At 56.1% G+C, this 18,140-nt stretch carries 18 protein-coding genes; 1 reads left to right on the top strand and 17 read right to left on the bottom strand.

What is annotated here, in order from left to right:
* Window positions 1–30: 30 nt before the first annotated feature.
* The 13 genes from JT51_RS08570 to JT51_RS08510 form a co-directional block, all read right to left on the bottom strand.
* Window positions 31–1,338, bottom strand: coding sequence for an ATP-binding protein (locus JT51_RS08570; RefSeq protein WP_037310718.1), 1,308 nt, complete (start codon window positions 1,336–1,338; stop codon window positions 31–33).
* A gap of 117 nt (window positions 1,339–1,455) precedes the next feature.
* A complete protein-coding gene (locus JT51_RS08565) occupies window positions 1,456–2,001 on the bottom strand; it encodes a prepilin peptidase (protein WP_037310715.1) in 546 nt (181 codons plus the stop codon).
* A 3-nt stretch (window positions 2,002–2,004) separates the two neighbouring features.
* The gene (locus JT51_RS08560; RefSeq protein WP_037310711.1) at window positions 2,005–2,856 is read right to left on the bottom strand and encodes a tetratricopeptide repeat protein; all 852 of its coding nucleotides are present in this window, start codon (window positions 2,854–2,856) and stop codon (window positions 2,005–2,007) included.
* Window positions 2,857–2,884: 28 nt separating this feature from the next.
* Entirely contained in the window at window positions 2,885–3,409 is a 525-nt protein-coding gene (locus tag JT51_RS08555) for a tetratricopeptide repeat protein (protein ID WP_081894659.1), read from the bottom strand.
* 64 nt (window positions 3,410–3,473) lie between these two features.
* Window positions 3,474–4,448, bottom strand: coding sequence for a type II secretion system F family protein (locus tag JT51_RS08550; protein WP_037310704.1), 975 nt, complete (start codon window positions 4,446–4,448; stop codon window positions 3,474–3,476).
* A gap of 10 nt (window positions 4,449–4,458) precedes the next feature.
* Entirely contained in the window at window positions 4,459–5,427 is a 969-nt protein-coding gene (locus JT51_RS08545) for a type II secretion system F family protein (protein ID WP_037310702.1), read from the bottom strand.
* Window positions 5,428–5,438: 11 nt separating this feature from the next.
* Window positions 5,439–6,878, bottom strand: coding sequence for a CpaF family protein (locus JT51_RS08540; RefSeq protein ID WP_037310701.1), 1,440 nt, complete (start codon window positions 6,876–6,878; stop codon window positions 5,439–5,441).
* Between the two features lie 24 nt (window positions 6,879–6,902).
* Window positions 6,903–8,135: an AAA family ATPase gene (locus tag JT51_RS08535; RefSeq protein ID WP_037310700.1), complete on the bottom strand. Its 1,233-nt coding sequence runs from the start codon at window positions 8,133–8,135 to the stop codon at window positions 6,903–6,905.
* Window positions 8,136–8,332: 197 nt separating this feature from the next.
* Window positions 8,333–8,956, bottom strand: coding sequence for an OmpA family protein (locus tag JT51_RS08530; RefSeq protein WP_037310699.1), 624 nt, complete (start codon window positions 8,954–8,956; stop codon window positions 8,333–8,335).
* Window positions 8,957–8,973: 17 nt separating this feature from the next.
* Window positions 8,974–10,380 (bottom strand): type II and III secretion system protein family protein, encoded by a 1,407-nt coding sequence (locus JT51_RS08525; protein ID WP_037310698.1) that lies wholly within the window; start codon window positions 10,378–10,380, stop codon window positions 8,974–8,976.
* A 191-nt stretch (window positions 10,381–10,571) separates the two neighbouring features.
* Window positions 10,572–11,447, bottom strand: a complete 876-nt coding sequence (cpaB, locus tag JT51_RS08520; protein ID WP_037310697.1) for a Flp pilus assembly protein CpaB — start codon at window positions 11,445–11,447, stop codon at window positions 10,572–10,574.
* 157 nt (window positions 11,448–11,604) lie between these two features.
* Complete coding sequence (locus JT51_RS08515; protein ID WP_037310696.1) at window positions 11,605–11,808, bottom strand: hypothetical protein; 204 nt, start codon at window positions 11,806–11,808, stop codon at window positions 11,605–11,607.
* 88 nt (window positions 11,809–11,896) lie between these two features.
* Entirely contained in the window at window positions 11,897–12,106 is a 210-nt protein-coding gene (locus JT51_RS08510; RefSeq protein ID WP_037310695.1) for a Flp family type IVb pilin, read from the bottom strand.
* Between the two features lie 356 nt (window positions 12,107–12,462).
* On the opposite strand from JT51_RS08510, the gene JT51_RS08505 reads away from it, so the two are divergent.
* Window positions 12,463–13,329, top strand: coding sequence for a lytic transglycosylase domain-containing protein (locus JT51_RS08505; protein ID WP_200876077.1), 867 nt, complete (start codon window positions 12,463–12,465; stop codon window positions 13,327–13,329).
* 42 nt (window positions 13,330–13,371) lie between these two features.
* On the opposite strand, the gene JT51_RS08500 is transcribed toward JT51_RS08505, so the two are convergent.
* The 4 genes from JT51_RS08500 to topA all read right to left on the bottom strand — a co-directional run bounded on the left by JT51_RS08500 (window position 13,372) and on the right by topA (window position 18,096).
* Complete coding sequence (locus JT51_RS08500) at window positions 13,372–13,998, bottom strand: 3-oxoacid CoA-transferase subunit B (RefSeq protein ID WP_037310694.1); 627 nt, start codon at window positions 13,996–13,998, stop codon at window positions 13,372–13,374.
* On the bottom strand, window positions 13,998–14,702 hold the full coding sequence (locus tag JT51_RS08495; RefSeq protein WP_037311961.1) for a CoA transferase subunit A: 705 nt from the start codon (window positions 14,700–14,702) through the stop codon (window positions 13,998–14,000). Before JT51_RS08495 ends, JT51_RS08500 begins: the two co-directional genes overlap by 1 nt.
* Before the next feature lie 112 nt (window positions 14,703–14,814).
* On the bottom strand, window positions 14,815–15,342 hold the full coding sequence (locus JT51_RS08490; protein WP_037310692.1) for a superoxide dismutase family protein: 528 nt from the start codon (window positions 15,340–15,342) through the stop codon (window positions 14,815–14,817).
* Window positions 15,343–15,456: 114 nt separating this feature from the next.
* Window positions 15,457–18,096 carry a type I DNA topoisomerase gene (topA, locus tag JT51_RS08485; RefSeq protein WP_037310690.1) on the bottom strand — a complete coding sequence of 880 codons (2,640 nt, stop codon included), beginning with the start codon at window positions 18,094–18,096 and terminating at the stop codon, window positions 15,457–15,459.
* Between the last annotated feature and the right edge of the window lie 44 nt (window positions 18,097–18,140).

The raw sequence follows: 18,140 nt of genomic DNA, 5'->3' as shown, positions 1-18,140 counted from the left end.
TACCCGGCCCGGTCGGGAATTGGCACGGCGTTATTTGACGATCGTCTCGTCCTTGACGAACATGTTGGCCCAGGCCCGGTCGATCAGGTCGGGACTCATCTGATAGGGGATGCCTTCAAATTCACAGATCGAGATCATCTGGTCGATCAGGAAGATCGGCTGATAGTTCGCGTAGACATTGTTGATGGTCGGGTATTTGACCTTCAACAGATGCACCAGCGCAGACTCATCCAACGGCATACCGCGTTTACGGGCAACCATTGCAAAGATCTTCAGGAAGTCTTCCTGGTTCGGGCCACCAATCTTGATCTTAAAGAAGATCCGGCGCAGGGCCGCTTGGTCAAAAATCTCGTTCGGATGGAAGTTGGTCGAGAAGATGACAAGCGTGTCAAATGGCACTTCGAACTTCTCGCCCGATTGCAGGCCCAGAATATCCTTGTTTTCTTCCAGCGGAACAATCCAGCGGTTGATCAGCGCCTGCGGCGGCTCTTGTTGACGGCCTAGGTCATCCACGATGAAGATGCCGCCGGTTGACTTCAGCTGCAAGGGTGCCTGATAGGTCCGCGCGGTCGGGTTATAGACCAGATCCAGCATACCAAGCGTCAGTTCACCACCCGTCACGACGGTCGGGCGTTCGCACTGAACATAGCGCGAGTCGAACCGTTTGCGGCGGCGCAGGCTGTTGGGATCGTCGGCTTCCTGCTCTATGGCGGTGTGAACAATAGGGTCATAGACCGTGATCACCTGGCCGGCATATTCGATGGCGCGCGGGACATAGACATTGTCGCCAAGCGCATCCCGAATACCGTTTGAAATTGAGGATTTCCCGTTCCCCGGAGGGCCATACATCAGGATCGACCGGCCAGCGCTGACCGCAGGGCCGAGGTGATCCAGAAGGCTGTCGGGCAGAACCAGATGTCCCATTGCGCCGGTCAGCTGGTCGCGTGTCACCTGAATGTTGCGGATGGATTGCCGTTTTACCTGTTCACGATAGACGTCCAGCGGAACCGGCATCGCACCGAAGTATTCCGATTGGCTTAGCGCGTCCAACGCACGTGCCTTGCCCGCATCGGTCAGCTGATACCCCATCTCATTTCCGCTGTTCGCATTCAGCGTACCGGTCGCCTCCAGCAGCTTTTGCTCGCGTGAGATGTCGATCAGCTCTTGTGTGACGGCACCGGGCAGACAGATGGCGTCTGCAACCTCTGAGACTGTGTCCACATTCTTGCGAAACATGGTTTTCAGCAAAATGTCCCGCATCATCACGATGGGCAGTTTCATTTCGCCCAGCCCTTTGGGGGTAGGGGGGGCCATAACCGAGGTCGTCTGCATGTTCATGAGCGTTGCCCGTCTATCCAGTATTCACGCCAAAAGCCCTGAACCGGGCTGCATGGGGAAAATCTGGCCGGGCTTTGTGTCAGCACCAAGGCAGGGAAGCGGCGGAGAAATGATAGTTTACGAACCGTAAACAGTGCCCAGAGCCAGATAGATAGCCAAGCTGGCACCCAAAGAGAAACCCATGGGAAACTGCTTGTCGCGGTTCCAGCTTTCCCAATTTGGCGCGATACTGCTCAGCGCGGTATGTTTGGCCAATCTGTGCGTCAAAAAGCCAGCAAGGGTGGTCGACATCAAAATCATTATGACCAGCATGAAATCCCCGGCCCAAACAAACGCTGACGCGGCCGCCAGAAACTTGGCATCGCCAGCGCCCATGATCCCGGCTGCGTTGAACAGGAATCCCAGAACAAGAACGATTGCGATATGCAGCAACTGCCAGACATAAGGGGGAAGGGAAACAGTAATCGGACCGATCCCGCCGCCGGTCCATTGCATGGACCATGGCGGCAAAACAAACAGCCCAATGACGGCAAACACAACAGCCAGCGCCACCACGGCGTGGTTTTTAATCAGCATTTCCCGCAGGTCTGTAAACGCCACGTAAAAGCAGATGGGCAGAACAAACGGTAAAAACCAGGCCGCAGCTACCGCAGGAATGTACATGCCTCAGGCTTCCTCGAGCGCGCGGAGCGAACGAACAGCTTCGTCATAGTGCTGAGGATGCGTTGCAATGGCTTCGCGGAACAGATTTTTGGCTGTTGTCACATTGCCTTGCTTAACTGCGGAAATCCCCATCGTATTCAGCAGCATCGCCCGCTCGATCTGTGACATCGGGACAACGGGCATGTTGTAATTCCCCTGTGCCGCCCGCGCCAAAACCAGATTGTTCTTGGCGGTGAACAGCGATTTGTCCTGACGGATCGCCTCGGTGAACAGGCGCTCGGCCTCGTCGTATTGACCGCGTGTCAGCTTGGAGTAACCCCAATTGTTCATGACACCGCCCGGGCGCGTTGTTAGGCCAACCGCGGTCTCATAAAAATGATCCGCGCGCTTCCAGTCCTTTCTGGAATCGGCGACCACCGCTTCTAAGCGATAGCGTTTGAATGTCTCATAGGTGGGGGGGACGGAATCCAAAACGGATTTGGCCTGGGTCCAGTTGCCGGACCGCACCAAAGCGTCGGCATATTCAACCTTGTCGACGTTGTGAGCGCCCTTCATGGTTGTCACTTTTTTCCATGCGGCGGCTGCTTCGGTCGTTCGTTTTGCCCGTGCCAGGGAAATCGCAAGCCCCCGTTGCAGATCAATCCGGCCGGGGTTCTTTGCGGCCGCGCCCTTAAAATAGGTCACCGCTTCATTTGGGTCAGCGGCAGTCAGCAAAACTTCGGTCAGGTTGGTTTCGTCAATGACGTTTACCTCCTGAAATGTGCGCTCGACCTTTTCCTCTTCGGTTTCTTTCTCACAGGCCGACAGGATCAGCCCGCACATCACGAGTGACGGAATCAAGATTGGATGGCGCATTTTGCGTCCTTTACTGCTCTTGCCTCTGTTACGGGAGCTTGCGCAGCTTGAATTGCCCGTCGCCTAGCTGCTCCAACGTGTATTCTTGTTTTTCCGGATTAGTATTATCAGGATTTTCCATTTTTGCGAGTGCTAACCGAAGATTGTCACGAATCGCGTCACTTTCGCCATTATCCAACGCATAGGCGCGACGAAAGACCTGCGCAGCCTCAGGGTATTCGCCCTGTTCCACCAGAAGAACGCCCAGATTATTCCACGGAACGGACCAATCCGGTTCATCTTGCACTGCACGGCGCAACAGGGCTTCAGCTTGCCCAAGGCGTCTTAGCCCCAGATTGGCAGTTCCCATCGAGGTCAGAACCTCTGTCGTCATCCCCTGTTCCAAAGCTGCACGAGAGAAGGACTTAAGTGCCAGCTCGTATTCACCGGCGACCATCAGACGGTTTCCGACCGTTATCGCATTTTCAGCTTCTGCCTGGAGGTCTATTCCAGGAGGGGTCAAATCATCAGACCCGCCGGTTTCCGTGCATGAGGCCACTATGGCGATTACCATAGTGGCCTTAAGCACGTGGCGTACCCCGGGATGGATGCACCTGAAATTTGTCAACATCTAGCTTTTAGCCTGCAAAATCCGCGATGCCCTTAGCCGAAGGTCCGACCAGAATGACCAGCAACGGCGGCACCGTCAGCATCATTGTGGCAAGTGTCATTTTTGTTGGCAACTTATTCGCAGCCTCTTCTGCACGCATCACGCGTTTGTCACGCATTTCTTCGGCGTAAACCCGAAGGGCCTCGGCAATAGATGTCCCGAATGATGCGGATTGGATCATCACGGTCACGAAGGAATTGACATCCTGCACGCCGCAACGTGTACCAAAGTCGCGCAGGACCGTATCTTTGTCCTTACCTGCCTTCATTTCCTGGGCCACGACTTCGAACTCATACGCAATATCCGGGTAAGAGGCTTTCATTTCGCCCGAAACCCGGACGATGGCCTGATCCAGCGATTGACCCGCCTCGACGCAGACCAACATCAAGTCCAATGTGTCAGGAAAGCCCGAAACGATAGCTTCTTTTCTTTCATCGACGCGTCTGGTGATCCAGTAGCGCGGCAAGAAGTAACCCGCAGTGGCAGGAACAAGGACGCGGATTGCGATTTGCGAGCCTGTGAATTCCTGTTCTCCCGAAAGCACTGTCACCAACATAACGCCGATCAGGATACCAATGATTCCCAAGGCAAACTGTGCAAAGTGGAAGAACCTGACGGCATCCTTGGAATGGTACCCGGCTTGACGCAGCTTAAGCTGAATGGCCGACAATTCTTCTTCGTTCTGAGGCTCAAGGAAGGTGGAAAATTTCTCAAGCTGTTCATTTCGACTAGCGTTGCGAAGCTTATCTTTCTTAGACTTCTTGTCCGACGTGGGTTTGGCGGTTGAACGCTGCAGTTTCTTCAGAGGGTCCTCTGGCTGATTCACCATCAGCACGACAGTGACAAGGATCAGTAAAAGCCCCAGCACGCCAACAACGATAATCGGCCCGAGTTCGCCTAGATGCTCTTTGAGCAGGTTATTGATTTGGGTCAGGAATTCCATAGCGATGCCCTCAGACCTTGATGTTGGTAAGAATACGCATGACGATCAGGTTCAGCGTCAGCATGATACCGACAAAGAAACACGCCGGAATGAACCAAGGATGATCAATAACTTCATCATAATACCCGGGATCTTTTATCATGATGAACAGAAGGCAGGCCAATGGGAAACCAGACAGGAACTTGCCTGACCACTTCGCCTCTGCGGTGATGGCCTTAACCCTGCGAAACAGGCGAAAGCGCGCGCGGATCACCTTGGCCAGACCGGCCAGGATCTCGGCGAGGTTACCGCCGGACTGTTGCTGGATACCAACCGCGACGGACAGGAACCGAAGGTCTTGCATGTCCAACCGCTCTGCCAGGTCTTTCAATGCTTCGCTTATGTCGCGGCCATAGGCGCATTCGTCGGCGATGACACCGAATTCGGTCGCAAGCGGATCTTGCACTTCGTTCGCAACAACCTGGATCGTCGAGATAAAAGGGTTTCCGACGCGCAGGGAGCGCACCATCAGCTCCACGGCGTCAGGCAATTGTTCTTCCAACATGCCCATCCGCTTTTGGGCCTTGTGGTTTACCCAGGCGTAGACGCCGCCAATGCCAATCCCGACCGATAGGGCAACTCTCAGAAGAGTATCCGTTGCGGTGCCAATGCTCAGGCCCACAAAGGCAAAGCCGGACACCAGCGCCATGATCATGATCAACTGTCGGGGGCTGAAGGCAATTGCGGCCTTCTGCGCCTTGTCGGCCAGCAAAGAGTAAAGCGGGATGCTTTGCGTCTTCATGTGCTGCTGCATTTCCTTGCGCAGCTGCTCCAATACCTGCTCGCGCCCAACACCTTTGTCGAGCATTTCGAGGCGGCGATTGACCCGACTGTTGAGGCTGATGGATTTCCCGAAGGCAACCAGATAGATGCCCTCAACCAAGAGAAGCACCCCAACGAAGATCACGACATAAATAAGCGCCTCAACAGGCAGTTGCATCTCAGGATCTCCTACATCGTCGTTGGTTCATAAATGGCGGTCGGCAGATCAAAGCCCCACAGGCGGAACCGTTCCGAGTAGTGGCTGCGCACACCCGTTGCTGTGAAGTGGCCGATGATCTTATTGTCTGGTGTCAAGCCAACACGTTGAAAGCGAAAGATTTCCTGCATTGAAATCACATCACCTTCCATGCCGGTGATCTCGGTGATCGAAGTCATCCGGCGCGAACCGTCCTGTAGGCGGCTGGCCTGAACGATCAGGTTCACAGCGCTTGAAACCTGGCTGCGGACCGCTTTGATCGGCATCTCGATTCCGGCCATCGCGATCATGTTTTCCAGACGCGAAATCCCATCACGGGCCGAGTTGGCGTGGATTGTGGTCATTGATCCGTCGTGGCCGGTGTTCATGGCCTGCAGCATGTCGATAACCTCGGCGCCACGGGTCTCGCCGACGATGATGCGGTCAGGACGCATACGCAGGGCGTTTTTCAGACAGTCGCGCGGGCTGACCTCACCTTTGCCTTCCACGTTGGGTGGGCGGCTTTCCATCCGGCCCACATGAGTCTGTTGCAGCTGAAGTTCCGCAGTATCCTCGATCGTCAGGATGCGTTCGGCGTCATCAATGAAGCTGGACAGCGCGTTCAGGGTGGTCGTTTTACCGGAACCCGTACCGCCCGACACGATGATATTCAGCCGGGTTGACACGGCGGCCTGAAGATAGGCGGCCATTTCTTCGGTGAACGCCCCGAAATTCACCAGATCATCAATAGCCAGTTTGTCTTTTTTGAATTTACGAATGGAGACCAGCGAACCATCGACCGCAATCGGCGGCACCATCGCGTTGAAACGCGACCCATCGGCCAGGCGGGCGTCAACATAGGGGTTGGATTCATCAACCCGGCGACCCACAGCGGACACGATCTTGTCGATGATCCGCATCAGGTGCTTTTCGTCCTTGAAGGTGATGTCGCTGACTTCCAGCTTGCCGTCCCGTTCCACAAAGATCTGCTGTGGGCCGTTGACTAGAATGTCGTTGACCGAATCGTCTCGTAGCAGCGCTTCCAGTGGGCCCAGCCCGGTGACTTCGTCGTACAATTCCTTGTTTAGCTGTGTGCGATCCTCGCGGTTCAGCACAATATTGCGGGTCTCCAGAATCTCGCTGGAAATCGCGCTGATTTCTGCACGCAAATCGGACTCGCCTGCGTTTTCCAGCGCGGCAAGGTTCAGGTTCTCTAAAAGCTCGCGGTGCAGTTCGATCTTGATTTCGCCCAAACGCTCTTTGCGTTTGCGCTCGCGGTCCGTGCCGGTCGGTTCAGCGGCCTTCTTCTGAGCAGGTCGGCGGGCGACCGCGTTTGAAGGTGCCGGTTTCTCAACAACCGGTGCAGTGTCCGGGGCCGAGGCTGTGGCCTGAACTTGCTGCGCATCAGGTTGCTTTTTGTATCTTGAAAACACGGCGGCTCTCCCTCTGGGATTGTTTTACGCGGCTTCTGCGTCGCTGCTGCCAAGACTGTGCAACGACTTCGCAAGTTTCGCGATTTCCCTGCGCAGCGGGTTCTTGGCTGCCGAAGTGGCCAGTGGCAGACCGTGATCTCCACTTTGCATGACTGGCTTGCCGCCATCGGGCAAATGCAGGTCAATTGAAATGCCTAGGCTTTCGCCCATGCGCTTGACCCTGCTTTTACCATTCAGATCCGTAAACTTCGGCGCACGATTAAGCGCGAAACGCAGTTTGTTAAATGGCAATTCTTCCGCCTGGAGTGCGCGTTTCAAACGCAGGGCGTTCTGGGCAGATCGCATATCCAGCTCTAGCAGTGCAAAATACACATGCGCGGCTTGCAGAATAGTCTCGGACCAGAGAACCAATGTGGTGGGCATATCCACGATCACATAGTCGAATTGACGGCGTGCCGTGTTAATCACACGCTCGATGTCTTGTGGGGTGATCAGGTCCAGCGGCACCATATCAGAAGGCGCGGTCAGCACATGCAGCTTTTCCTCGAAGGTTTGAAGCGCCTGCGCGAATACATCGTCGTCCATGGAATCTGTATCTGACAACATCTCAAACACTGTCTCGCGGCGGGGAAGATCCAGATATGTTGAAACTGTACCGAACTGCAGATCCAGATCGATAAGACAGACGGATGGGGTCTCTTTGGCGGAAACGGTGGCAAGCTCCCAGGCCAGATTAACCGCCAGAGTGGTTGAACCTACGCCTCCGGCCAGACCGTGCGTGACGAACAGCGCCCCTTCCTTCGATTCGCCCTGCGCCAGTGGCGCGGCAGCCTGCGCAACAACCACCGGATCGGGCTTGTTCATGCGTTCGATCGCTTCCTGCAATTCCCCTTCTGGAAGAGGGTAGGGAACAAATTCGTCCGCGCCCTTGCGAAGCAGTTGATGAAGAGAGGCCGGTGTGACATCTTCGGCGATCAACACAACCTTAATATTCTTGTCCTTGGCCTGTGCGATGATTTCACCCATCAGGGTCAGGTTATCTTCGTCTTCGCCATCGATCGCCAGCGCTACGAAGTTCAGAGAGTTGGCCTCGGGTTGGTTAAAGAAAGCAAGCGCTTCGGCGAATCCCAGGTCGCCCCAACGTTCCCCCAGTGCGGCTTCCATATCTTCGATCAACAGATCGAAATTCTGAACATCGCGACTGATCGTGCAGGCCAGGATATCAGTATTATTGTCTTGTGGCGTAGCGCTAGTCATTCACACAATCCTTGTCGTGAGGGCCCCAAACCCACCGAACCCGAAAGTTCGATCTGGCTTGTTGTTGCCCTGTTGCGGCTAATATTACCCGCGGGTCACCCAATTGTTGAAAATGTGGCTTGGAACTTAGGCAAGATTTTGACGCAAAAGAACCAATTGTAGGGAAATGGGCGACGATGCCGCCCATTTCTTAGGGATTATTCTTCACCAGAGGGACTATCTTCACGCTGAATGTAGCTTTCTCTCGTAGCGCTCTCGACGTATTCACGGTAGATGATCTGGGCGTATTTGCCATCCAGCACCAGCGGATTGCGATCCACAAAGCCGGACACTTCGGTCACGGTGCGGCGATTGCGTCGATCTCGGGTCGCGGTGTCGATCAACGGCCGCGTTTTGCCGAAGGAAACAACCGCTTCCAACCGCGACCGCGAGATCCCCTGCTGGGTCAAAAACGCAACGGCGGCATTGGCGCGCCGTTGGCCAAGTGCTTGGTTATAGCTTTGAGAACCGACAGCATCCGTATGGCCGAAAACGCGGAATCGCGCTTCGGGGAACTGTTTGATCCAGACCGCCTGACGCAACAGAATGTTCTGTGCCGTAGCGTCCAGCTTTGCGCTGTCGAAGGCAAAGTTGATCTGCGTCGGCACTTCTGCCGCGAACCGCTGCCCCAGTATCTGGGCATAGGTCAATTCACCATTCATGACCTGGATGTTGTTCAGGGTTGCGTTCCCGAAGGTGCCTGTGTCAGCTTCGTACCCGGCCTCACGCGTACATGCGGCGACAGCGACCGAAAGACCCAGTGTGATGATCCACTTCTGCATTGGTCCTATCCTCCCATTCATTCCAGGATGTAGCCGTACGAGCTGCCAAAGTCTTGTTTGGCGACTTCGGACGCGCCACCGGCACCCAAACGTTCAGTACGAACTGTCTTGCCGTTCACAAACAAGTCAAATTCGCTGGGCGGTTTAACTCGATCCGTCGGCAGGGCCAGAGCTTCACCACGCGTGGGCGAAACCAGATGTGCGGTGATGATGACGACCAGTTCAGTTTGCTGGCGCTGATATTCGGCGCTGCGGAACAAAGCACCCAGCACGGGAACGTCGCCGATCCATGGGATTTGGTTATTCAGGTCCGTGAAGTTGTCCTGAATCAAGCCTGCAATCGCAAAGCTCTCTCCGTCCCGCAATTCAATCGTTGTCTTCGTCTGACGCGTGATGAACGTCGGCACATTGTTGCCAGCAATTGAGAAGTTGGAGTTCGGGTCAATGGTTGAGACCGATGTTCCCAACTCGAGGTTAATCAAATCACCATCCACCACACGGGGGGTAAAGAAAACCTGTACACCAAAGTTCCGATATTCAATTGCAATGTTGCCGTCGTCCGCAGGAACCGGAATCGGAACCTGGCCACCTGCCAGGAATTCTGCTTCCTGACCCGATAGGGCAGACAGATTGGGTTCCGCCAGACTGCGGGCAAGTCCTTTGCTTTCAAGTGCTTCCAGCAGCAAGCGTACCTGCGTGGAGCCCGCGCCAAAGCCAAACAGGATTGCGCCTGTGTTGGTCTGAACCGCGGGGATATTGTTGTTCAGCGCATTCGCCAAAGCACCAGCGTTGTTCAGAGTGTTAAAACCGCCGGTTACATCACTGCCACCAAAGCCCAGCGATGCAGTCAGACTCTTGGCGACCGTACGATTCATTTCCGCAAAACGGACTTTCAGCATCACTTGCTGTACGCCGCCAACCGACATCAGATTCGAGACACGCTCGGGCGCATAACGCTCGGCGAGCTCTAAAGCACGCGCCAGTTTTGCCGCGCTGGAAACCGTGCCCGAAAGAACGATACCGTCATTGGCAGTGCGCACTTCGATGGCTTCGGTCGGCAGAATCTGCCTTAGCCGCTCCTTAAATTCAGAAACGTCCGGGGAAACGCGAACCCGAACGTTTGCAAGCAGGTTGCCCGCTCCGTCAAACAGGGTCAGCGTTGTCAGGCCCGGTGCCTTACCCAACACATAGATTGTGCGGTCTGAAAGCGACGAAATGTCAGCGATACCAGCATTAGCAATGCTGAGCTCTGCAAACGGCTCTTCACTTTCTACCACAATTGCGCGGTTCATCGGGACATCAAGCGTTTCCGCCGTGCCATTCTGTATCACGCGTAAAGTTTCAGCCCAGGCGGCATCGCCAACCGGACTAATTACAAGCGCTAACCCCAAAAGGGTTGCGCTGATCCAAGAACGTACTGTCATGTGACCTGCCTCTCCGATCACGCCTCGTTTTAGGTCTAATGCCTTATGTCAAATGACACTGCGCGAATTGGGAATTTATTGCAATAATCAATGGTTTCTGGAAACTTCCTTATGTGGACAATGCGCAACATACATAACGACACAAGCCGCGCTATTGGCGCGGCTTGTGTCCGTAAATCTCTGATTTGACGTCAGTTTGTGCAGGGAATGACGGTTTTGACGATCTCTGCGCCACGCCGCGTGTTTACTGTGCAAACCTCTTCTTGGGCCTTAACGGGAGCAGGGGCGGCCTCTTCGATTCCCAGTAGCTTTCTCTGATCCACTTCGATGGCACTGGCGACGGTGTCGTCTTGTACCCCAACCAGCGCCAGTGACAGGCGCCCGGTGTTCTGGGCCTGGGCCAGAGCCGCGATTTGTTCTGGGGTCGCAGCAACTGTTACGGTGCGAGCGATCGTTGTGCCGGTCAAATCCGATCCTGCGGTTTGGTCCACTGCAATCAGTTCAATATTGGTTTGAATCAGGCGGGTGATTTCGCGTCTACCTCCATCCAGCCCTGCTCCATGTGCGCCTGTCCAGTAGACGTCGACCTTGTCATTAGGACGCAGAAAACCCGAAACACCCGAGGCAACGTCGACACTGATGGCGAATGCGCGTTTGCCTTTTTCGATCCGCGAGGTCAATCCAGCAGACTTACCGGGCTCGGTGACTTTTACGGCCAGGAGCGCTTCGTCCTTTTCCATCGCCCTCAGCGCATAGCGATCACCCTTGGCCCCTTCAGGGAACAATACGGCCATGTCGTGAAATGTGCCTTCTGGGATCGCATCTTCGGGCCAGTTCACGATTCGGACATCTTCAGTAGTCAGGCGCTCTCCGTATTTCAGACCCCGGTTTATGACCAGTACTTCCACAGTCGGAATCGTCTTCATGTTTGCGAGCGCGTCTTGTGCGGCCTGCTTTTCCAGCGCGAGTTGTGCCTGAGTTTGCTTGATATAGTCCTGCGCCAAATAGACGGCGCCACCGGCCAGAGCGACACCAATAATCAGGACAAGTCCAAATAATGCACGCATTCGTGTCCCCTCGTATAGCTGTAGTTCGGTTTTCTCGTAGTATTTAATACGATCTGAGTTGCTCCCTGTACTATTATTAAATTGTGTCGAAAAGGGAGGGCGATTTGAAAATTTTTAGCTGCCTGTGCTTTTCAAGACAGCTGACCAGCCACCCATATCACTTTGCTTGGAAGTCGAGGGCCATTGATTGAACTTCCATAGCTGATAGAGCGTCGCCGGATTCTTCATCAAGATGCTGAATCGGTCCCGAGAAATTCAGGAAAACAATGGCTCCAAATCCAACCAATCCTGCTGTCAATGCGACCCAGTCGACCGTAATGGCGCCGTCTTCAAGTATTACGAAATTCGCCAGTATTTTCATTACGAGAACACAACTTTTCAAGTTGGTAAAAAGAAAGAGCCACCTCTCAATGAGCGTGGCTCTCTCACTAAGTCTCTGCAACTAAGTGTTACTGAGCTGCCGTGATAGCAGTTGTCGGAGTAGCAACGGTTGCGCCAGTCAGGGCGGTTTCAACGTCGTTTGCCAACTGGTTGGTACCTTCACCAACCTGAGTGTATGCAACAGCGGCCAGGCCGACGATGGCTGCGGTCAGAACGACCCAGTCTACAGTTACGGCGCCGTCTTCGTCTTTGCAGAAGTTCTTGATGAACTTGATCATGTTACGTCCCTCCTAAAGGATCAAATAAGTCAATTAAACCTAGGCGTCTTCCAGAGCTTCGTCTCTCAGTCCGCTCCTGACTGTCCTGGTATGGGTCTATAATTGCCTGTCAGGCGTGGCAGGAATTGGGCCAAACTCCGATTTTTTCTTTTGCGACTTAACTTTTTGGTAGGAAGTTAGGTAAATGATTGAAAAATAACGATAAAAAAGTAGTTAACTGTGTTTCTGTCTCGCGCAGCCGATGCAAAATTGCGGCAAATGCGGCGAAATTGCCCCATTTCGCTCTGTTTTTCTGGCCTTAGGCAGGATTCTTGGTTCAAATCCCCCAAAAGCAATAAATGCATGAGGCAGGCAAAATGAAACTTCGGGACGCAATGACTTGCGCCGCCGTATTGGCGTTGGTGACGTCGGGTCCTTTGCCTGCCGTAGCAAACGAGATCGAGCCAAGAGGCGTGTACAAAAGGGTAAAGGCGCCCAAGCCTGGCGCGCGGCGTCGTGTGAACGTTCAGATATCTCCTGAGGAACACGCCTCGGCACCGTTTGCACCGAGCACCGGCACCAAGATCGTGGTGCCGGAAATCATTGCGCGTACAAAAGTTGTCCCGCCCAACGTGCCGGGCACCGGCGCAGCCAAGAAACCGGTCGGACCGTACAAGGCGTTCTGGGAAAAGATATCGCCAGAACTGGCGCAGGCCGGGCCAGGGCGGCTGGACGATGCAATCAACGCGCTTGCCGCAGTCAACGTCGCTTCACCGCGATTACAGACACTTCAGAACATAGCTGAGCAGCAAGGGATTGAAATTTTGCGCTCGACCGTGGGGACTAATGTCTCGCCCGCGCTGGTTCTTGCGGTGATATCCGTGGAATCAGCCGGACGTGAGAACGCGGTCAGTTCGGCTGGTGCGCAGGGGTTGATGCAATTGATGCCCGCGACTGCGAAACGCTTTGGCGTTCAGAACAGCCTGCACCCGGCTCAGAATATCTCGGGCGGGGTAAAGTATCTGAACTGGTTGATGGGGGAGTTTGACAATGATCCCATCCTTGTGTTGGCAGGATACAATGCGGGTGAGGGGTCAGTGCGTAAACATGACGGTGTGCCGCCATACTCGGAAACCCGAGATTACGTGCCCAAAGTCCTTGCGGCCTTTCAGATCGCGCGGGCCTTATGCGCGACGCCGCCCGAGCTGATCTCGGACGGATGCGTGTTTCAGATCGCGAACTGAAAAAGGCCCGCCTGCACCGGCGGGCCTTTTCATTGGTGTCTCTTAGTTGACGATGTTTGCTTCGGTCGCGGCACGAATCTCATCCTCGGTCACGCCTTCGGCGATTTCGATGATCTTCAGGCCGCCTTCGACCACGTCGAGAACGCCAAGATTGGTGATGATGCGGCTGACCACCTTCTTGCCGGTCAGGGGCAGGGTGCATTTCTTCAACAGCTTGGATTTCCCATGCTTGTTGGTGTGATCCATCACCACGATGACACGGCCCACACCGGCCACAAGGTCCATGGCGCCGCCCATACCCTTGACCAGAACGCCGGGAATCATCCAATTGGCCAGATCGCCCTCTTCGTCGACCTCCATCGCGCCCAGGATAGCTGCAGCAATCTTACCGCCCCGGATCATGGCAAAGGACGTGGCGCTGTCGAAATAGGCAGTGCGGGACAATTCGGTGATCGTCTGCTTTCCGGCATTGATCAGGTCGGGGTCTTCCTCGCCCTCGAACGGGAAGGGGCCCATGCCCAGCATGCCGTTTTCAGATTGCAGGGTGATGTCCTTATCGCCCACATAGTTCGCCACCAGCGTCGGAATCCCGATGCCGAGGTTCACATACATGCCGTCTTCCAGCTCATCCGCCGCGCGGGCGGCCATCTGATTGCGGTCCCAGGGCATTATGCGTCCTCCTTCTTGCGGGTGGTGCGCTGTTCGATGCGCTTTTCATGGCTGCCTTGAACAATGCGATTCACGTAGATGCCGGGCAGGTGGATCGTATCGGGGTCCAGCGAACCACGTGGTACGATTTCCTCGACCTCGGCCACGCAGATCTTGCCGCAGGTTGCGGCGGGCACGTTGAAGTTGCGGGCGGTCTTGCGGAACACCAGATTGCCGGTGTCGTCCGCCTTCCAGGCTTTGACGATGGCGAGGTCGGCAAAGATGCCTTCCTCCATGATGTAGGTTTCGCCGTTGAAATCCTTGTGCTCTTTGCCCTCGGCAATGACGGTGCCCACACCGGTCTTGGTATAGAAACCGGGGATACCTGCGCCACCGGCGCGCATCCGTTCGGCCAGCGTGCCTTGCGGGTTGAATTCCAGCTCAAGCTCGCCGCTCAGATATTGGCGCATGAATTCGGCGTTTTCGCCGACGTATGAGCTGATCATTTTCTTGACCTGCTTGGTCTGCAGCAGGATGCCGATACCGAAATCGTCGACGCCTGCATTGTTGGACGCAAAGGTCAGGTTTTTCGTCCCGGCGTCCTTGATCGCCTCAAGCAGCAGTTCCGGGATGCCGCACAGGCCGAAACCGCCTGCGGCGATGAACATGTCGTCATGCAACAGCCCATCAAGCGCCTCGGCGGCATTGGCATAGACTTTCTTCATGGAAAACTCCCCCAATGACATGGTGATAGGCAGGTTGTGCCGCCACGTCACGGGGAAGTCAATGAAACCGGCAAGCCCGCGTATTTCTACGGTAGGTCCGCCGGATACGCGTTTATCCCGCCTTCAGAATCCCGCAGGCGATGCGGCCACCGGCACCGCCGATGGGCTGGCTGATGTGGTCGTCAGCCTTTTCGTGAATGATGAAGGTCGACCCATCCGCATCCAGCAACGCGTTGTCGCCACCTTCCAGCGTGACCAGCGTGGTAAAGGCCTCCATCTCACCGATACCGTCGGCACCGACATAGATGTTCGGGATGTCGCCGGGTTCCGGGCCTTCGGGGTTCATCAGCCCGTGCGCGCCTTCGACCTTGCCGACATGGCCCTTGGCGGTCTTGAACCCTTCGCCGGGTTCGCAGACCCCATGGCTGTGCAGGTGCAACCCATGTTTGCCCGGTGGCAGATCGGTCACACGGACATGCAGCAATACGCCGTTGGGTCCCTGTTTTACGGTGGCCTCACCAATGACAGCGCCCTGCGCGTTGATGATTTCGGCGCTTGCGGATTTTGCATGATGCCCGGCCTGTCCGGATGTCACACTGGCAAACCCCATGGCCACGGTAAGAGCGGCTATTCTGAACATGTCTTTGTTTCCTTTCCTCGCCAACGCAACATTGTGCGGCGTTGGCAAGGAAACAACCGAAGCGCCGATCCTATTCGGTCACAGCTCCGCGACAGAAATTTACCAAAGACAAGATCAGGTTTTGCTGGCGGCCTTTTTGGTTTTCTTGGCTGCCGCTTTCTTGGGGGCTGCCTTCTTTTTGGTGCCCTTCTTGGCCGCGCGCTCATTGACCAGTTCGATGGCCATTTCCTGTGTCACGTCCTCGGGCTTGATGTCCTTGGGGATGGTCGCGTTGACCTTTTCCCACTTCACATACGGCCCATAGCGCCCGTCCAGCACCTGCATCGCGCCGCCATCGGGATGTTCGCCCAGCTCTTTAAGGGCTTTCGCCGCGGCCCGCCGTCCGCGCCCCGGATTGGCGCGCTTTTCAGCCAGCAGTTCGACGGCACGGTTCATGCCGATCTCGAACACATCGTTGGGGTCTTTGAGGTTGGCGTAGACCGGCTTGGCCTCATCCGCCAACTGATGCATCAGATAAGGACCAAAACGACCGAAGTTCGAGGTGATCATGCCCCCTTCGGGGTGTTCACCGATCTGGCGCGGCAGGCTGAGCAGGGTCAGCGCCTTTTCCAGATCCATGTCATCCTTGCTCCACCCGCGCGGCAATGAGGCGCGCGGCGGTTTCTTGTTCTCGGGCGTTGGTTCGCCACGCTGAACGTAAGGACCAAAGCGGCCGGATTTCAGCCAGATGTCGTCGCCGGCATCCTCGCCCAGCAGCCGTTCTTCGCCTTCGGCCCCTTCGCCCGCGATGGGGCGAGTATAGGTGCATTCGGGATAGTTGCCGCAACCCACAAACCCGCCGGTGCGCGAGGTTTTCAGATGCAACTGCCCCATACCGCATTTCGGACAGACACGGGGATCGGTCCCATCTTCGCGCGGGGGGTACAGCTGCGGCGCAAGCGCCTCGTCCAGCTTGTCGAGTACTTCGGAAATCCGCAGCTCGGACGTCTCACCAATTGCGGCCGAGAAATCGCGCCAGAATTTGCCCAGCAGGTCCTTATAATCGCGCTCACCGGCGCTGACATCGTCCAGCTCGCCTTCCAGATTGGCGGTGAACTCATAGCCCACATACTGCCGGAAGAAGTTCAGCAAAAAGATCGTGACGATCCGGCCCTTTTCCTCGGGGATCAGCCGGTTCTTGTCCTTGCGCACATATTCGCGGTCCTGAATCGTGGTCACGATCGAGGCATAGGTGGACGGGCGTCCGATCCCCAATTCCTCCATCCGCTTGACCAAAGTGGCTTCGGTATAGCGGGGCGGCGGTTGGGTGTGATGCTGCAGCGCCAGAACGGATTCGTTGTCCGACAGAATCGCCTGTTTCGCGGCCCTTTCAGTGGTATCGCTAGTTGCTTTGGTGAACTGATCGCGCAGCGAGGTCTTGGCAAAACGCGCCGGATCGCCCTGCATGATCTGGGGCAGGCGCTTGTCGTCCTCGTCGGCCACATCATCGCGGCCTTCCTCGTAAACGCGCATGAATCCATCGAACATCACCACCTGACCGGTGGCGCGCAGGCCGACCTGACCGTCCTCGCTGCCGATCTCGACCGTCGTGCGTTCCAGCCGCGCCGCCGCCATCTGACAGGCAATCGTGCGTTTCCAGATCAGGTCATACAGCTTGCGCTGATCCTCGTCGGTGACCTTCAGCGCTTTGGCGTCGCGCGCCATATCCGTCGGGCGAATACATTCGTGCGCTTCCTGCGCGTTCTTCGCTTTGTTCTTATAGATGCGCGGGGAATCCGGCACGTATTCCTTGCCATAACGGTCGGCGATGGTGTCGCGCGTGGCGGTCACGGCCTCGGGTGCCATGTCGATACCGTCGGTCCGCATATAGGTGATGTACCCGGCCTCATACAGCCGCTGGGCCACCTGCATCGCGTGGCGGGCACCCATGCCGAACTTGCGGCTGGCTTCCTGCTGCAGGGTCGAGGTCATGAACGGGGCGCTGGGATTGCGCGCGGCAGGCTTTGCCTCGACCGAGGTCACGCTCAGCGCGCGGCTGGTGATCGCCTGAACCGCCAGTTCCGCCTGCGTTGCGTTGGACAGATCGTGCTTGTCCAGCTTCTTCCCGGCCAGCGTGACAAGCCGCGCCTCAAAGGTCTGGCCGCGCGGGGTTTCGAACAGCGCGCGAACCGACCAGTATTCAACCGGTTTGAACGCCTCGATCTCCATCTCGCGCTCGACGATCAGGCGCAGGCAGACCGATTGCACACGGCCCGCGGATTTTGCGCCGGGCAGCTTGCGCCACAATACCGGAGACAGGTTGAAGCCCACCAGATAGTCCAGCGCGCGGCGGGCCAGATAAGCCTCGACCAGCGGCATGTCGACCTGACGCGGGTTCTGCATCGCCTCGGTCACCGCGTCCTTGGTGATGGCGTTGAAGGTCACGCGGCTGACCGGCGTGTCCTTCTTGATCGAGCGGCGCTTGGTCAGTGCCTCTTGCAGGTGCCAGCTGATCGCCTCGCCCTCGCGGTCGGGGTCAGTCGCCAGGATCAGGGCGTTGTCTTCTTTCAGCGCGTCGGCGATGGCCTTGACGTGCTTGCGGCTGTCGTTGCCGACCTCCCATTTCATGGCAAATTCGTCTTCGGTATCGACCGACCCGTCCTTGGGCGGCAGGTCCCGCACATGGCCGTATGAGGCCAGAACCGTGTAGTCGGGGCCGAGATATTTGTTGATCGTTTTGGCCTTGGCCGGGGATTCTACAACAACTACAGGCATTTAGGGGAAAACCTCGCTCGACGAATTTGGCGCCTTCTATGATC

This window comes from Ruegeria halocynthiae (assembly GCF_000743705.1).
GTDB classification, from domain to species: domain Bacteria; phylum Pseudomonadota; class Alphaproteobacteria; order Rhodobacterales; family Rhodobacteraceae; genus Ruegeria; species Ruegeria halocynthiae_B.
This window is presented reverse-complemented; position numbering and strand designations above follow the sequence as displayed.

Coding starts and splice junctions, on each gene's coding strand:
- JT51_RS08490 (WP_037310692.1), bottom strand. CDS start 15,342: ATGTTCAGAATAGCCGCTCTTACCGTGGCCATGGGGTTTGCCAGTGTG.
- JT51_RS08555 (WP_081894659.1), bottom strand. CDS start 3,409: ATGGTAATCGCCATAGTGGCCTCATGCACGGAAACCGGCGGGTCTGAT.
- cpaB (WP_037310697.1), bottom strand. CDS start 11,447: ATGCGTGCATTATTTGGACTTGTCCTGATTATTGGTGTCGCTCTGGCC.
- JT51_RS08495 (WP_037311961.1), bottom strand. CDS start 14,702: ATGAAGAAAGTCTATGCCAATGCCGCCGAGGCGCTTGATGGGCTGTTG.
- JT51_RS08515 (WP_037310696.1), bottom strand. CDS start 11,808: ATGAAAATACTGGCGAATTTCGTAATACTTGAAGACGGCGCCATTACG.
- JT51_RS08510 (WP_037310695.1), bottom strand. CDS start 12,106: ATGATCAAGTTCATCAAGAACTTCTGCAAAGACGAAGACGGCGCCGTA.
- JT51_RS08530 (WP_037310699.1), bottom strand. CDS start 8,956: ATGCAGAAGTGGATCATCACACTGGGTCTTTCGGTCGCTGTCGCCGCA.
- JT51_RS08500 (WP_037310694.1), bottom strand. CDS start 13,998: ATGCCCTGGGACCGCAATCAGATGGCCGCCCGCGCGGCGGATGAGCTG.
- JT51_RS08570 (WP_037310718.1), bottom strand. CDS start 1,338: ATGAACATGCAGACGACCTCGGTTATGGCCCCCCCTACCCCCAAAGGG.
- topA (WP_037310690.1), bottom strand. CDS start 18,096: ATGCCTGTAGTTGTTGTAGAATCCCCGGCCAAGGCCAAAACGATCAAC.
- JT51_RS08535 (WP_037310700.1), bottom strand. CDS start 8,135: ATGACTAGCGCTACGCCACAAGACAATAATACTGATATCCTGGCCTGC.
- JT51_RS08550 (WP_037310704.1), bottom strand. CDS start 4,448: ATGGAATTCCTGACCCAAATCAATAACCTGCTCAAAGAGCATCTAGGC.
- JT51_RS08525 (WP_037310698.1), bottom strand. CDS start 10,380: ATGACAGTACGTTCTTGGATCAGCGCAACCCTTTTGGGGTTAGCGCTT.
- JT51_RS08560 (WP_037310711.1), bottom strand. CDS start 2,856: ATGCGCCATCCAATCTTGATTCCGTCACTCGTGATGTGCGGGCTGATC.
- JT51_RS08505 (WP_200876077.1), top strand. CDS start 12,463: ATGAAACTTCGGGACGCAATGACTTGCGCCGCCGTATTGGCGTTGGTG.
- JT51_RS08565 (WP_037310715.1), bottom strand. CDS start 2,001: ATGTACATTCCTGCGGTAGCTGCGGCCTGGTTTTTACCGTTTGTTCTG.
- JT51_RS08545 (WP_037310702.1), bottom strand. CDS start 5,427: ATGCAACTGCCTGTTGAGGCGCTTATTTATGTCGTGATCTTCGTTGGG.